Origin of the sequence: Sphingopyxis sp. LC81, from assembly GCF_000756375.1 — a bacterium.
In the GTDB taxonomy this organism is placed as follows: Bacteria; Pseudomonadota; Alphaproteobacteria; order Sphingomonadales; family Sphingomonadaceae; genus Sphingopyxis.
Genome location: NZ_JNFD01000047.1, coordinates 198170 through 212413, shown reverse-complemented (window position 1 = coordinate 212413; position 14244 = coordinate 198170). Strand labels below are relative to the sequence as shown.

Sequence of the window (14244 nt, the reverse complement as noted above, 5' to 3'; positions counted from 1 at the left end):
ATCAGCCCCGACGAGATCAGCGCACGCATGGCAAAGCTCGCCAAGCGAAGGGCGCAGGGAAAAGCCGCCTACGCCGACGCTAAATCCCGCGACAGCTAATCGATGGCGGCTTCCTGACCACGCTTACGGTGTTTCGATCGATAAGGCTCCCGAAGATGCTGCGCCATAGAATTCAACAAAGGTCGGATAGGACTTCAGCAATTCGACGTCGATCGACGTTGGCTGCTTGGCTAAAAGTGTCCGGCCTGCGTCAGTGGCAATAAAGAGGCCTCGTTTTGGTGATTTGATCAGCCCAGCCTTTGTCATGTAGAACTTGGCCCAGTGAATGCGGTTGTGCAGAAGCCTTTGCTTTCCGCTCGGCAACATCTGTTCGCGCTCTTCCTCGGTTAAGCCGACCATATTAGCGATCTTGTCCGCTACGAGGGGAACCCGGGTCTCGCCTTCCGCTGCAATCGCGAGGACCGGCAACATTAGCGTCTGATAATCTGGAATGGTCATACGATAAGATTAGCAAGCACGCGCAAGGCCAGCCACCTTATAAAGCGCCGACACGGACGGAGTCCGTTTCCTATTCCAACGACATTCCCGTTTGGCGCTTGGCCTACCTTCGGCTACGTGACCGCCGCCATGCCAGATCGTGATTGATCACAATACGGGCCGCCATTGAAGATTCCGGCTCCGCTACCAACGCTCGTTCATCGTCGTCCTTTTCGCCACCATTTTCCCGCAGATCATCAAGATAGTCGGACCACCATTGCGCCATGGCAACGCGTTCCTCCCAGTGCGCGCCGCGGTGGTAGGCGGCCCTCACCCGGTTGTTATCACCATGGGCAAGCGCCCGCTCAATAGCGTCATAGGACCATTTGCCAGATTCATTGAGCAGCGTGCTGGCCATAGCCCGGAAGCCGTGGGCCGTCATCTCGCTGCTGGTGTAGCCCATCCGCCGTAGCGCGGCGTTCAGGGTGTTATCGGACATCGGCCGCTTCCTCGACCACAAGGAAGGAAAGATGTAGCTCCAAGGCTTGGTGATTTCGCGAATTTGCTCCACGAGCGCCACCGATTGGCGGGACAGCGGCACGTGATGCGGCTTGCGCATCTTCATCTTTTCGGCTGGGATGGTCCAGACGCGTGCTTCAAGATCGAACTCTTCCCACTGTGCTGTGCGAAGCTCCCCCGGCCGAACGAAGACATGCGGCGCCAGTTTCAACGCCCAGTCTGTCATTCCCTGGCTTTTGTAGCCGTCGATGGCACGCAGGAGCGGCCCGACCTGGTTTGCATCCGTGATCGCTCCATAGTGAGTGACGGTCGGATTTATGAGTGCGCCGCGTAAATCCCGGGTCGGATCGGACCGCAAGCGCGCCGTCGCGACGGCATAGCGGAAGACCGACCCCGCTAATTGCATCGTGCGTCGCGCACTTTCGAGTTTGCCCCGCGCCTCGATCTTCCGGACAGCGGCCAAGACATCGATCGGCTCGATCTCCTGGATGGGCATCTTTCCAATGCTGTTATCGAGAAGGCTGAGAAGATACTCGCATCGCTTCGCAGTCGATGGAGCCCACGCCTTATCGCCATCGCGGCGGCGCTTGTCGCAATATTCTCGGGAGATGCCCGAGAAGGTATTTTCAACGCTGACGTGGGTACGCAGCTTGTTGCGCTTCTTCTCGTAGGATGGGTCGATGCCCTTGGTAATCATGTTGCGCGCCTCGTCGCGCTGATTGCGGGCATCGCGAAGGGAGACGCGAGGATATGGTCCGAAGCTCAGCTTCTTCTCCAGCCCGTCGAATCGGTACTTCATTTTCCAATGCTTGCTGCCGTTCGGCATGATGTGGATATAGAGACCTTCGCTGTCGGCCATCTTGTAAGGCTTGTCGCGCGGCTGAGCATGGCGCACGGCAGAATCGGTTAGTGGCATCACGATCTCTCCATTTGGCCGGCTCCAAACTGGAGCGGAGGATCGGCAAAATCGTCCCCGATAGGGGCCCCATATTTGAGGCGCTGCCATGAGATACCATGACACGCAACGAGCCGATAAATGGCAGATTACCGCCATTTTTCCGGTTTTGTAAATGGTGTGAGACGGCCTGAAACAGCCTTCTGGAGCGGGTAGCGGGAATCGAACCCGCCTAGCTAGCTTGGAAGGCTAGAGCATTACCACTATGCTATACCCGCATTCCCAAGGTCGGCGGCGATTGCCATTTTGCCCCAGTTTCGTCAAGCGCTTCGTCGAGCGCGCCATTGAGAACATCATGGCAACATGCTAAAGATGCGCCGTGCAAGACGGCAACGATCATGGCCCCGACGACGGCGCGGACGCCCCGGTCCGCAAGATCATCCATGTCGATATGGATGCCTTTTATGCCTCGGTCGAACAGCGCGACGATCCGTCGCTGCGGGGCAAGCCCGTGGCGGTCGGCGGCTCGTCGCGGCGCGGCGTCGTCGCCGCCGCCAGCTATGAAGCCCGCAAGTTCGGCGTTCGCTCGGCGATGCCCAGCATCACCGCGAAGCGCCAGTGCCCCGGCCTCATCTTCGTGCCCCCGCGCTTTGAGGTTTATCGCGACATCTCGCACCAGATCCGCGCGATCTTCCGCGACTATGCCGACGAGGTCGAACCACTGTCGCTCGACGAAGCCTATCTCGACGTCAGCGCCGACAAGGCCGGGCTCGGCAGCGCGACCGCGGCGGCAAAGCTGATCCGCCAGCGCATCCGCGCCGAAACCGGCCTCACCGCCTCGGCGGGCGTCTCCTACAATAAATTCATCGCCAAGCTCGCGTCGGACCAAAACAAACCCGACGGCATCACGATCATCCCGCCCGGCAAGGGCGCCACCTTCGTCCAGACGCTCTCGATCCGCCGCTTCCACGGCATCGGCCCGGTGACCGCGGCGAAGATGGAGGGACTCGGCGTTTTTTCGGGCGCCGATCTTGCGGACAAGGATCCGATGTGGCTCGCGACACATTTCGGCAACAGCGCCGAATGGCTCTTCAACCTCGCGCGCGGGATCGACCATCGCCGCGTCAAGTCGAACCGCCCGCTGAAATCGCTCGGCGGCGAACGGACCTTCTTCAACGATCTGATCACCGACACCGAAATCCGCGAGGCGCTCGCGCATGTCTGCACCGTCGTCTGGGACCGCGCGGCAAAGAAGGGCGCGCGCGGCCGCACGGTGACGCTCAAGCTGCGCTACGCCGATTTCCGCACGATCACCCGCGCCAAATCGGTCGCCGCGCCGATCCTCGACGGCAATTCGCTGCTCGCCGCGGGCGAAGCGATCCTTGCGCCCCTGCTCCCCACCGAACAGGGCATCCGCCTGCTCGGCGTCACGCTGAGCAAGTTCGAAGGCGAAGAGGATGACGAGGAGGACGCCGCCGCCGCGACGACAATCGATCTTTTGAGTCTGCTCGGATAATAATCACCACGCGCCCTCACCTTGATCCGGCCAAATTGGTTGGTGATCGCTTTGACAAGAGCAGATTTGGCCAGCTAAACTAATGTCCATTAATGGAATGACTGTGGGGGCAGTTATGTGGCGCAAGCAAGGATCTAGATTCCATCGTCGGACAAACCAATATCCGCACCGGCGATGGTTGCTCGCCGCGATCGGCCCCATAATATTGTTTCCAGGCACGGCGTCCGCCGCAGCCCCTCTTCCGCCAGCGGCGGCCGACTTTTTCCAGGAAATGAAAAAGAAGCTTTGGCCGGATCAGAACGATGTCGCCATCCCTCGTAAAAAGAAGAGCATAAACGCTGGATATTACAGGCTTCTCATTCACAAGAAGCCCTCGATCGACGATATCCAGAATTGCAACAGCATCTTCGAGAAGCTTCCGGACTATAAGTTTCTGCACACGCTGTTCGAGACGAAATACGAGGCCGGGATGGCCGCCATCTTGCCGCTCGGCAAATCCGAAGACGGCCAGGAAATGACCGCGGAGGTCAATCTTTTCCACTGGAAGCGATCGGGCAAGAAAGCATGCCGGTTCGAAATTTCCTATTTCGACCAAGCGAACGACCGATATGCCGGCCCCTGGATCGCTATCGATCATCGCACGCCGCAGGCAATCGCAGCCGAGATTAAATTTCGGCCCTGGGTGGTCGTTTCCGAAAATGAAGAGCGAAAGGCCGCCTTCTGGACGGGTATATCGGCCTTCGCCAACCTGCTCGGTCCGGTCGGCAATCTGTTCTTCGGCGACACGCAAAGCGACAAATACTCTATCCGCTCGCAAGCCGAACTGAGCCTGTTCGGAAATAGCCAGCCGGTTCTTACCGGTGCCACAGCGGCCGGGGACCCCTACACATTCTCGCGGCCGCTTGTGGTCAAGCCGGCTGATTCCGACATGGCGACCAGCTTCCTTCCCAAGAAATTTCCCTGGTCGTGGTCCGCGCCGGGCGGGAATGCGGCAGCCCAATATGCCAGCTTCGAATTTAGCTTGGAATATCAAGGCAGCCTGCTGTCGGGCAACCGCGAATATCCAAATCTGTCGGACGCCGCCGATCTTGCATCCATATTGGATGCCACGATCCCAGCGGGAATGAAGGAAGGCGCCGGGAAAAGCTGGAAACAACTGGGCGGTGCATTCAAGAATCTGGCTGAGCAAAGCAATAACGCGGGGAATGCAGCGGGTTTCGACGCCGCATGCGCACCGGCATTCATCCAGTTGACGAATATGGGCGTCTCTTCGGACGATGCACGCATCATCCTGTTTGCCCATGCCCGCAATTCGGCGGTCGCCGCCGACATAGCCAACATCAAATGCCTGACGACCCGCGAAGCCATCGATACGCTCGAACGCTTTTCGATACCCTTCGACCTCTATCAGCCGATCAAGGACAAAGCCCCGCTGATGACAGCCGCGAGCGACAGCCAGCAGTTCGTGATCGGAGCGAATAAGACCGCCCTACCGGCATATGTCGCCGGCGGCGTCACCATATATGACATGGACAATATTCTGAAGGCGAAGCTGGGTGACGCCGTTATCGGAAACAAGGGTATTGTCGCCACCCGTGCGCAATTTGCCGGTCTGATGAACGCTATTCCCGCCCTGTCGATGGCGCGCTGCCGGGCCGTGACGCTCGCCGGCGCGAACGCCGATTTTGCCTTTCCCGACACGCCCGCCGGCGATACGCCCGTCGACGGGGTCGCAGTCCACCTTGGCTTGATGAGCGAGGGTCGTGTCGTTGTGATCGCGCTTGGATTTGCCGGGCAACTGATTGCGCCGGGCCAAGCTAACCCGAAACCCGTGCTGAGCCATTTCTGGATCGGTCCGCCCGCCGAGGTCGGCGCCACCAATTGGGAAAAAATCCGTACCAAATTGGCGGCACTGAAAAATGGCGACGGCTGCGACCGCCCCAATTTCCAGACGATCGTCAATCCGCCGGTTCCGGTTCAGGTTCCGGCGAGTAGTGCCGTCGTCGAAACTCTCGCGGCAACACCCGGCTGAATGGACGCCCGCTTCGATCCCGGCGTCAATCGGCCGGAGCGAAGCGCCGTTCCTTGGTCGCCGTAAAGCGGATCGACGGATGGCGCTGGGTCACATAGCCGACTTCCCAAGCATCCTTCGCCATGAACACCGGCGCGCCGTCGCGGTCGGTGGCGCTGGCGCCGCGATGGTCGGCCTGGAACGCCTTCAGTGCCGCGGCGTCGTCGCTCGCGATCCAGCGGGCGGTGTCCCACGGCGACTGCTCAAGCTTCGCCTCGACCTTATATTCCGCATCCAACCGGCTGATCAGCACTTCGAGCTGCAGCTGCCCGACGACGCCGACGATCATGTTCGACCCGATTTCGGGGTAGAAGACCTGGATGATCCCCTCCTCGGCCATATCGTCGAGCGCTTTCCGAAGCTGCTTGGTCTTCGTCGGATCGACGAGCGCGACGCGGCGCAGCAGTTCGGGGGCGAAGTTCGGCAGCCCGGTGATCGTGATGTCGGTGCGCTCGGACAGCGTGTCGCCGACGCGCAAAGTGCCGTGGTTGGGGATGCCGATGATGTCGCCGGGAAACGCCTCTTCGGCCATTTCGCGGTCCTGCGCGAGGAACAGCATCGGGCGGCTGATCGCGATCGCCTTGCCCGTCCCGCCCTGCATCAACCGCATCCCGCGCTCGAACTTGCCCGAACAGAGGCGCATGAAGGCGATGCGGTCGCGGTGCGCGGGGTTCATATTCGCCTGCACCTTGAACACGAAGCCGGTGACGGCGTCGTCGTCCGGCTGCACCGGCGCGGGCTCGGCGGGCTGCGGCTGCGGCCCCGGCGCGTGGTTGGCGAGCGCCGAAAGCAGGTCGCCGATGCCGAATTCTTTCAGCGCCGATCCGAAATAGACCGGTGTCAGGTCGCCATTGCGGTACGCCGCGGCATCGAACTCCGCATAGCAAGCCGACGCCAGCTCGGTCTCTTCCTTGAGATGGGCCAGCCCGCGCTCTGAAAGCTCCGCCGCGAGCGCCGGATCGTCGAGCCCGGCGACCTTCGCGCGGTGGCCTTCGTACATGCGCGACGCATCACCGCCGGGCCGCATGATCGCGGGGTCGACCAGATCGTAAATCCCCTCGAACTGTCCGCCCATGCCCGCGGGCCAGTTCATCGGGCACACGTCGAGCGCGAGCCGGTCGGCGACCTCGTCGAGCAGTTCGAACGGCGGCAGGCCCTCGCGGTCGACCTTGTTGATGAAGGTGATGATCGGCACCGAGCGCAGGCGGCACACTTCGAACAGCTTCAGCGTCTGCGGCTCGATGCCCTTCGCGGCGTCGATCACCATCACCGCGCTGTCGACGGCCGTGAGGGTACGATAGGTATCCTCGCTGAAATCCTCGTGCCCCGGCGTGTCGAGCAGGTTGAAGACGAGCCCCGAATGCTCGAAGGTCATCACCGACGAGGTCACCGAAATCCCGCGCTGCTGCTCGATCTTCATCCAGTCGGAGCGCGCGCGCCGCGCCTGCCCGCGCGCCTTCACCTCGCCCGCGATATGGATCGCGCCGCCGGCAACGAGCAATTTCTCGGTCAGCGTCGTCTTGCCCGCGTCGGGGTGCGAGATGATGGCGAAGGTACGGCGGTCGGGGTGCTTGGACATGGCGCGGGCGCCTAGCAGGTGGCGGAGCAAGTGGAAAGGGGCTGGCGCCCCCGCCCCGGCGGACGCATGGTCGGTTCATGCGAACCCTGCTCCTCGCCGCCGCCCTGATCGCCGCCCCTGCCGCGGCGCAGGATTCACCCTGGGTGGGCGAATATAGCCTTGCCGAAGGCCCCGATGTCGGCGGCGGGCTGCTGATCCGCAATGACGGCCGCTTTCAATATATGCTCGCCGCGGGCGCGCTCGACGAGCGGGCCGAGGGGCGCTGGGAAGTGCGCGGCGACATGGTCTGCCTGACCACCGCCCCGAAGCCGGTGCCGCCTGCGATGGAAAAGGGCCCGCTCGGCGAGATCGACGGCGCGGTGCCCACCATCGCGGTCACCTGGCCGAATGGGCGCACCATCGCGGGCGTGGATTTCACCATCGGCTTCGACAGCGGCACCCCGATCGACGGCTATACCCAATATGACGGCTGGACGATGCCCGACGACGACAAGCGCATCCCGCGCTGGGTCGAACTGCGCGAACCGATTTACGGCATCACCGCGCCGCGCTTCGAACTGGCCGAGGCCGATGGCGGCAAATTGCACGTCATCATCAAGCCCAACGACATCGGCGTCGTGAATTTCGAGGGCGCCTGCGCGGAAAGGACCGATCGCGGCCTCACGCTGCACCGCGCCGAGGGCGATATGCGGTTCGTGCGGCTGGGCGGGGAGTAGCGACGGCTTTGCGAGGTTGATGCCGACAAGGCGAGACGCCGGAGATCGCTAGCACGGATGAGCGGCACCTTCGATGCGCTCCCCAGACCGAAGTCATGTCGCCGCCCGAATTTCTGGACGCGGCAAACCCAGCTCTTCGATCCGCTCGCTGACACGACCAGAAAAAGGCCGTCGCCATCGCGTGGAGACCCGGCCGATCTTCCGATTTCACGCTCGCTGCAGTTAGATTTGGCATGTTCTTTTTTCCCACATTTCCTCCCTCAGGAGAAATTTGACGCGTCCGGATCGGCATGGACGTGTGTGGACACGAATCGCCCGAAAGCCGCGCAAAAGCTTGGCTTTCCATGGATGCTCTCGGTCGTGTGGGGAAAACCCCCTGGTGGACAGGGCTGGACTACCAGATGTCGCCAGAAAACCGCAGAAACCGTAGATACTTGGACTGCCGCTGTGGGCAGATGTGTAGCAGTCCCGTGGATAGTTCGCCACCCCATTGCAACGGCCTTGGTATCGAACATCCGAGCTGTTACTTGAATCTGCATGAACCTCGTAAATCAACTACAGAATCTATCCACCAGCGTTGAGTTTGTGGCAGCCATCGTGGGCGCAATCGTCGGCTCCATAGCAGCCGGAGCAATATCGTACCTTATGCAGCGCCAAATGCTCCGCGAAGATCGCAAAAAGCGTAAAGAAGATTCCGCAGAGAAATTAGAAGCCGCAGCCCTCTCGCTCTTCTTCAAACTCCAAGCATGTATGAACGACCTGCGGACTCTAGCGGACCATGTGGTAGATGCTCAGGCATTTGCCGAGCGGGAAAGTTGGGATCTTTGGCAGGCCCTGATACCCATCCCTAACTTGCCGCCGATCCAAGTCTTCGTGTCGGACGATTTGGCTACATTGGTTAGACTGAAGGATTTTGACCTCTACAACAAGGTCCGGGATGTGGAAGTGACCCATCGTTCGATGATCGACTCGATGCACCTGTATCTAAAAGTTAGGTCGGAACTTGGCCGTGCGATGGGCGCGGACATATCCGGGACTCACAGCGTATCTCCCTTGACGGCGGAAGACCAACGGCGGGTTGGCCCAATGATATTGGAGACCGGCGGCTTAGCGCAGTCCATTGCGGATACAGTTGTGGATGATGCTGAAACCGCAAAGGATGCCTTCGAACGTTATAATGCTAGCCTTAAGGCACTCATTGGGCACTCTTTTACGATTGAATATGTTCGTCGCTCAGAACTGAAGAACTGAGCAGGGCGACGCAGGAACGAGGTAAAGATGGCGGGAAACGGTGACGACAAGCTATCTCGCGAAGTGGCGATTGCTGCATCGTTAGAGGAGAATGGGATCAAGCTGAAAACCAAGAGCAGGGCGGTTGCCGCGCTCGATGGTCTCGTTGGGGCGATGCTCGACGTGCCGACTGCCTTCCTCGAAGGGATCGCCGCAAAGAAGCGAGTGCGAGATTCAATTGATGAGCAATTGAGACATGCCCAAGCCGCCGCTGCCGAAGAGCAGATTGCCGGGCGGCCCGAACTTGGCGGCGTGCTGATAGACGCAGTACTGATAGATCGCGCGCGCAAACAGAAAAATGCCGCCGGGGTCGCAATTGAGGTGGTGGAAGCGATGAAGGCACTTCCGCCTCCCGGCGCTGAAAGCGACTCTACCGAAGCACCAAGCGATGAGCGAGAGCACCTCGATGATGACTGGATGAACATGTTCATCCGATATGCCGAAGATGCGTCATCGGATCAGCTTCAACAGTTATGGGGGCGCGTGTTGGCAGGCGAGATTCAAAAAGTCGGGAGTTTTTCTCGCCAGACACTTCGTTTCATTGCGGAGCTTGACAAGGAAACCGCTGAAAACTGCGAATGGATCGCTAGCTTTGCCGTCGGTGACTGGATTCCAAAGTATAGCAAGTGGGAGACCGGAGACTCCCTATTACGCCTTGTCGACTTACAACGGCTGGGGTTGATTGAGGGGGTTGGCGCTCACGGTCCCAATCGCCGCTTCCCAATCGAGGATGAGGGCTATTCGGCCCTCTTCGCATTCGGCAAAGGCCTGATTATCAATGGCCCTCCGGGAAAGGCGCTCGAAACAAGCGCCATCCTCATCACCCGCCTCGGCCAAGAGGTGTTTTCGCTCTTACCCCAAGACACGTCCGGCAAAGGACTGAGGCGCCTAGCTGATTTGATCGACAAGACCGACTTAACGCGGATTTCCTTCGGCGACGTAAGGCACGAGGGCGGGCGCTGGTATATGGCGAGTCCTGAAACGCTGTGGGAAGCTTGAAAAGAGGTTAGAAGAGAGAACGTGGAACGTACACTCTCCTTCTTGCCCCCTCCAGTTCCCCCTTCCCCGCTCGCTGGAGTCGCTTCAGCCGTCTGGCTTGCTCTCGAACTGGACGGCCAAACGAATATGGTCGGCATATGTTGCAATGACAGACCAAGGTGGGGCGTCGCTCGCATATCCGCCGGGGTACCGTGCTCTCAACTCTTGGCGAAAGTAACCACATGCGATCCGGTAACCTGACCCTCCCGATCCCGGTTCAATTAACGAAGAAAGCGGCATGTGCAACCCGCTTAGGTAACGACTTGCAAGGTCGGACGTAGTCACTATCTCGCGTATTGCGCGCCCTCTTTCATCGTGTCGGACGATTTTACTTTGCAATATCTGCTCTCGGGTCAGAAAGTTCTTGATGTCATAGGTCTTGTCCTGCCCGCTGAACATGCGGAAGGCTTCCGTCCTTCCTTTATGATGGGCCATTATGAGTGGCCAAAGGAGTGGGAGCTGAGGGGGCACAACCTCCGTCCAGAGGTGATGAATCGTAGAGAATATTTCGAAGCACTGCTCGATGTCTCGCAGTGAAAGGCCAACTGCCTCGAAATAGCTGACGCTGAGAGGAACTGCGTCGATCTCTGCCACCTTGTATAACCCCGGCGGGATCCCGTGTGTCGAGAACATGAAGTTCACAAAATCAGTGATTGGCACGTCCCGAAACGAGTAGGTTCGATCAAAAAATCTCAGAAGATAATCGGTCGCGTTGAAATCGTTCCCGTATACGGCTTTGATCGATGCCGAGAGCTGGCTGGTATTGGTTGCAATGACAAACACCACACCGTCCGTATTGAAGAGGTGCTTTACAGCCTCAAGCAAGTTGATAGCGTGGCTCGGGCGGCAACGGTCAAGTTCGTCGACAAGAACGAATATCTTGGCATCAGGGTTTTCGTCATGCGGCATGCTGGCGGCGATAGCCGCAAGGTTGTTGCGAAACGTGGCAATCGAGTTCAGGTGTTGCTTGTGAGCCTCAATCATGCGGGCGGCGAGGTCGTCGCCGAGTTTCTCAAAAACGGCGGCCGCCCCCTCGCCTATTGGTGAACTTTCGGCCTCGGCCTCGGCCTTGTGCGTCGCCTTCTGGTCACTGTCGAGGCGGTTGGTCGCTTCGCTTAAAAACTCTCCAGTATGCTTCTTCAGGAAACTCGTCGCTACGCCCTTCATCAATGAGACGGCTAGCGGACCGCTCGCTTTCATGAGAGCTTTCCATTTAGCGCGCACTTTGCTTCCTGCCGAGAGGTGAGGCTTCAGCCCGTCCTCTATGGCCGCCATGACTGCAATCATGGGTTCGTTCGCGAGGTCGTTCTCCCAAGCGTTCACTTGCGCAACCACATGGCCATCATGGGCAAGTTGGGTGGCGAAGCGGTGCAGGAAGAAGCTCTTTCCGTGCCCCCATTCGGCGTTTATGTTGAGGACGTAGGAGGCTTTTCCGCCCCGCAGGCGCCGCGCTTCAACCTGCGACATGATGAACCGATAGACGCTTTCGGCATCTTGTTGTCGGCCCAGCCTGTCCCCCTGCCAAACATCACCCCTCGAAACCAATGCCATCCTCCCCCTTTGCCAGAAGAAGTCATATAGCTATTCGCAGGTAAAAAAAGCAGGGCATCTCAAGAGAAAGCTAAAACTCACAGCCGCGCAAGCAAGTTCCTGACGCTGGAGGCGTGCCACTGTCCGCCCCGACGGGTCTGGATATGGCGATCGTTGAGTTCGGCCGCGATGGCCGGGAGCGAGGTCTTCCCGCTCGCTCTTATGTCCCCCACAGTCACCGCAAGGTCCGCTGCGAACCGCTCGGCATTGCCCTTCACCGCCCCCACAGCCGCCCCGTTCCCCTTGCCTGCCCTGTGGAGCGCAGCGGCGCCATTCGGGTTGCCTAGACGGACCCCACGGGCCTTTGCGGCCTGTAGGGCATCGCGGGTGCGCCGGGAGATTGCGTCCCCCTCGTGCTGCGCGATCACGGCCTTGATGGCGAGCGAGGTCCAGTCCGCGTCGGGATCGTCCGCAGCCATCACCTTCACCCCTGCCTCGTCGAGAAGGGTCAACAGGCGGGCCGCGCGGCGTCCTACCCGGTCGAGCTTGGCAGCTAGGAGGATCGCGCCGGTGCGCTTCGCGGCTGCGGTTGCTTCGGCCAAGGCAGGACGGTCGTTCCGCTTCCCGCTCTCGACCTCCGTATGCTCGGCGACGATATGCCAGCCGCGCCGCTCGCATAGCTCATTCACCGACCGGCGCTGTGCCTCTAGGCCAAGGCCGGATCGACCCTGCCCATCGGTGGAAACGCGGTAGTAGGCGACGACGCGGGACATCTGACTGCTCCTTACAAAACTCCGTAACGGTCGTTAGGTGGTTTTGTATGATCGAGATAGCAGCCGAATCCTCAGCTCATCGCGCAGTGGACTCCCTTGGACTCATAATGGCGATTTGCTTCAAACATGCGATTGCCAAGCTAGGCCGAATGCTCCCCGCAGGGCGAGCAAAAGGAGGCAGCCATTGCGTCGGCCAAATCTAGCGCTCGCGGCGCGGAACGATATCGAAGCGGGCTTTCGGAGACATGCCCCCGACACAGCCCCCCATGGGGGTGAATGCCAGAATGTGCGCTAAGCTAACCCGCCTCGAAGTTTTTTACATTTTTGTGGAGCCGACGAACAGCGATAGCCGCCAGTTCAGGCAGTTCCAAGTTGACAGGATTGCGATGCCGAGCGCCGGTTGGGACGCAAAGGCCACGATCAAACCGTACATCGTTATGGCGCTTTTTGCGATGCTACAGCGCGATGTAGAGTGCCGGTGGATAGATCGACCGAACTTGGCCCCTGACACACTTTGCGGGGCGAGATTGTCCTCGTTACGGTGGTTGGATTGACCAAGCTCGGTCGCGCGACCCAAGCCTTCACTTAGTGCGCTCGCGGGGAACAGGACGGACGGGATAGAGTTCGCAGTTTACACCAGCGCAGTTTGCAACCTGTTCTCTCCACGATCCAAAGCCACGGATGTAGGGGTCGTATGCGCAAGATTTACACTTGGCGTCGATTGCTTGGCGGAGGGATTGGCGCGCAGTGGCGTTCATGTGCTTGGTTCCTTGAATTGACGCAGATTGGCTTGCCCCGAATGGCGAGCGGAACGCTGCGTATGGTTGTGGTGATTGGGCGGGAGTTCGACGGGTCGAGGTTCCTGGCCCCAAGTCCTGACTAATTCGCAGACCGCAAGCGGCGCACGTTAGGAGACTGTGTCAGGTGGTAAGTAGGAAGTTGACCTAAGCCCCCCTAAACGCCCTCAGGCAGCCTTAGGTTATCTTAGGATATCTGACCGGGGGAGCGGAGCTTCCTCCACCAGTAGTCCTGACTAATTCGATATTTGGCGCAATCCCTGACATCCTCGCCCTTCCATGATGGCGGCGGCGTGGCGTATGGAAATGGCACGTTCGAGAGCAATCGGTCTGTCGGTTCCCTGTCGGCGATATCATGTCGAAGGAGGAGGCAGGAACTCAGTCAATCCGAAGGAGCCTTCATGGCCCTCGTAGTCCCTATAGGTGCCCTTAAGGTAACCCCATATATCTGACCGGGGGGTAGGGAATCTCCTTTGTCCGGTAGTCCGGACTAATTGGCCATATCCGGATTCAGCGGACTTCACCCCGGCAGACGGGGTGCCTTGAACTTGTATTCTTGTCCGTATCGCAGACCCTTAATCGCCGGGTCGTTGGCATTGAACTTCATCGCCGAATAGCTTCCGTCTGCAAGCTGACCCGTAAGCACGACCTCATCTTCCGCAACCCTTCCCAAGTCCACGTCCTTGTCGGGCAGCACGGCAACCATCCTTCGGCCGATCGCGACAACGATCTGCTGAAACTGATGCTGGGCCGCGTGCCAAGACCAGCGCTTCAAGTCGGAATAATAAGGTTCAGATTTCCAAACGTGAGGAGTGTTTGGATCAACATGGATTGCCATGCGCGCAGCGTCTTCCGCCACGATCACCATCTTGCTTTTGAAAGGGAACCAGTGGTCCCCAGCCATCGGCCAATGCAAATAGCCGCAACCAAAACTTGCGCATGAAGAGGGTCTTTCGGCGTATATCGCGCAGCCGCGACCCTTCACAACATGCGGGCACCATGTTCCCGCTGACTTCTTGAGTTCGCTGATCTCCATGAGCTTA

At 59.5% G+C, this 14244-nt stretch carries 11 protein-coding genes, 1 tRNA gene and 1 pseudogene; 5 read left to right on the top strand and 8 right to left on the bottom strand.

Annotation, left to right across the window (positions count from 1 at the left end; translation table 11 throughout):
- Positions 1 to 123 precede the first annotated feature (123 nt).
- From FG91_RS20750 to FG91_RS20740, 3 genes are all read right to left on the bottom strand, one after another.
- Complete coding sequence (locus FG91_RS20750) at positions 124 to 498, bottom strand: winged helix-turn-helix domain-containing protein (RefSeq protein ID WP_052187995.1); 375 nt, start codon at positions 496 to 498, stop codon at positions 124 to 126.
- A 103-nt stretch (positions 499 to 601) separates the two neighbouring features.
- The gene (locus FG91_RS20745; protein ID WP_081940708.1) at positions 602 to 1912 is read right to left on the bottom strand and encodes a tyrosine-type recombinase/integrase; all 1311 of its coding nucleotides are present in this window, start codon (positions 1910 to 1912) and stop codon (positions 602 to 604) included.
- Positions 1913 to 2095: 183 nt separating this feature from the next.
- Positions 2096 to 2169: transfer RNA gene (locus FG91_RS20740), tRNA-Gly, on the bottom strand.
- Positions 2170 to 2270: 101 nt separating this feature from the next.
- Between FG91_RS20740 and dinB the strand changes: the two genes are divergently transcribed.
- Positions 2271 to 3407 carry a DNA polymerase IV gene (gene dinB / locus FG91_RS20735; protein ID WP_037518983.1) on the top strand — a complete coding sequence of 379 codons (1137 nt, stop codon included), beginning with the start codon at positions 2271 to 2273 and terminating at the stop codon, positions 3405 to 3407.
- A 178-nt stretch (positions 3408 to 3585) separates the two neighbouring features.
- A complete protein-coding gene (locus FG91_RS20730; protein ID WP_161785684.1) occupies positions 3586 to 5439 on the top strand; it encodes a hypothetical protein in 1854 nt (617 codons plus the stop codon).
- 25 nt (positions 5440 to 5464) lie between these two features.
- Here the strand turns inward: FG91_RS20730 and FG91_RS20725 are convergent, their stop codons facing one another.
- Positions 5465 to 7057 carry a peptide chain release factor 3 gene (locus FG91_RS20725; protein ID WP_037518979.1) on the bottom strand — a complete coding sequence of 531 codons (1593 nt, stop codon included), beginning with the start codon at positions 7055 to 7057 and terminating at the stop codon, positions 5465 to 5467.
- A gap of 77 nt (positions 7058 to 7134) precedes the next feature.
- Here FG91_RS20725 and FG91_RS21925 point away from each other — a divergent pair, with 77 nt between their 5' ends.
- Positions 7135 to 7773 (top strand): hypothetical protein, encoded by a 639-nt coding sequence (locus FG91_RS21925; RefSeq protein WP_052187994.1) that lies wholly within the window; start codon positions 7135 to 7137, stop codon positions 7771 to 7773.
- Positions 7774 to 7859: 86 nt separating this feature from the next.
- Here the strand turns inward: FG91_RS21925 and FG91_RS22555 are convergent.
- Positions 7860 to 7928 (bottom strand): annotated as a pseudogene (locus FG91_RS22555) (hypothetical protein); the annotation flags it as partial.
- A gap of 382 nt (positions 7929 to 8310) precedes the next feature.
- Between FG91_RS22555 and FG91_RS20715 the strand changes: the two are divergent.
- Both FG91_RS20715 and FG91_RS20710 read left to right on the top strand, forming a co-directional pair.
- Positions 8311 to 9024 carry a hypothetical protein gene (locus FG91_RS20715; RefSeq protein ID WP_037518977.1) on the top strand — a complete coding sequence of 238 codons (714 nt, stop codon included), beginning with the start codon at positions 8311 to 8313 and terminating at the stop codon, positions 9022 to 9024.
- Positions 9025 to 9051: 27 nt separating this feature from the next.
- A complete protein-coding gene (locus tag FG91_RS20710; RefSeq protein ID WP_037518976.1) occupies positions 9052 to 10062 on the top strand; it encodes a DUF2806 domain-containing protein in 1011 nt (336 codons plus the stop codon).
- Between the two features lie 84 nt (positions 10063 to 10146).
- On the opposite strand, the gene FG91_RS20705 is transcribed toward FG91_RS20710, so the two are convergent.
- The 3 genes from FG91_RS20705 to FG91_RS21190 form a co-directional block, all read right to left on the bottom strand.
- Complete coding sequence (locus FG91_RS20705) at positions 10147 to 11652, bottom strand: KAP family P-loop NTPase fold protein (RefSeq protein ID WP_037518974.1); 1506 nt, start codon at positions 11650 to 11652, stop codon at positions 10147 to 10149.
- 77 nt (positions 11653 to 11729) lie between these two features.
- Complete coding sequence (locus tag FG91_RS20700; RefSeq protein ID WP_037518971.1) at positions 11730 to 12404, bottom strand: recombinase family protein; 675 nt, start codon at positions 12402 to 12404, stop codon at positions 11730 to 11732.
- 1317 nt (positions 12405 to 13721) lie between these two features.
- On the bottom strand, positions 13722 to 14237 hold the full coding sequence (locus FG91_RS21190) for a hypothetical protein (protein WP_152568201.1): 516 nt from the start codon (positions 14235 to 14237) through the stop codon (positions 13722 to 13724).
- Positions 14238 to 14244 lie beyond the last annotated feature (7 nt).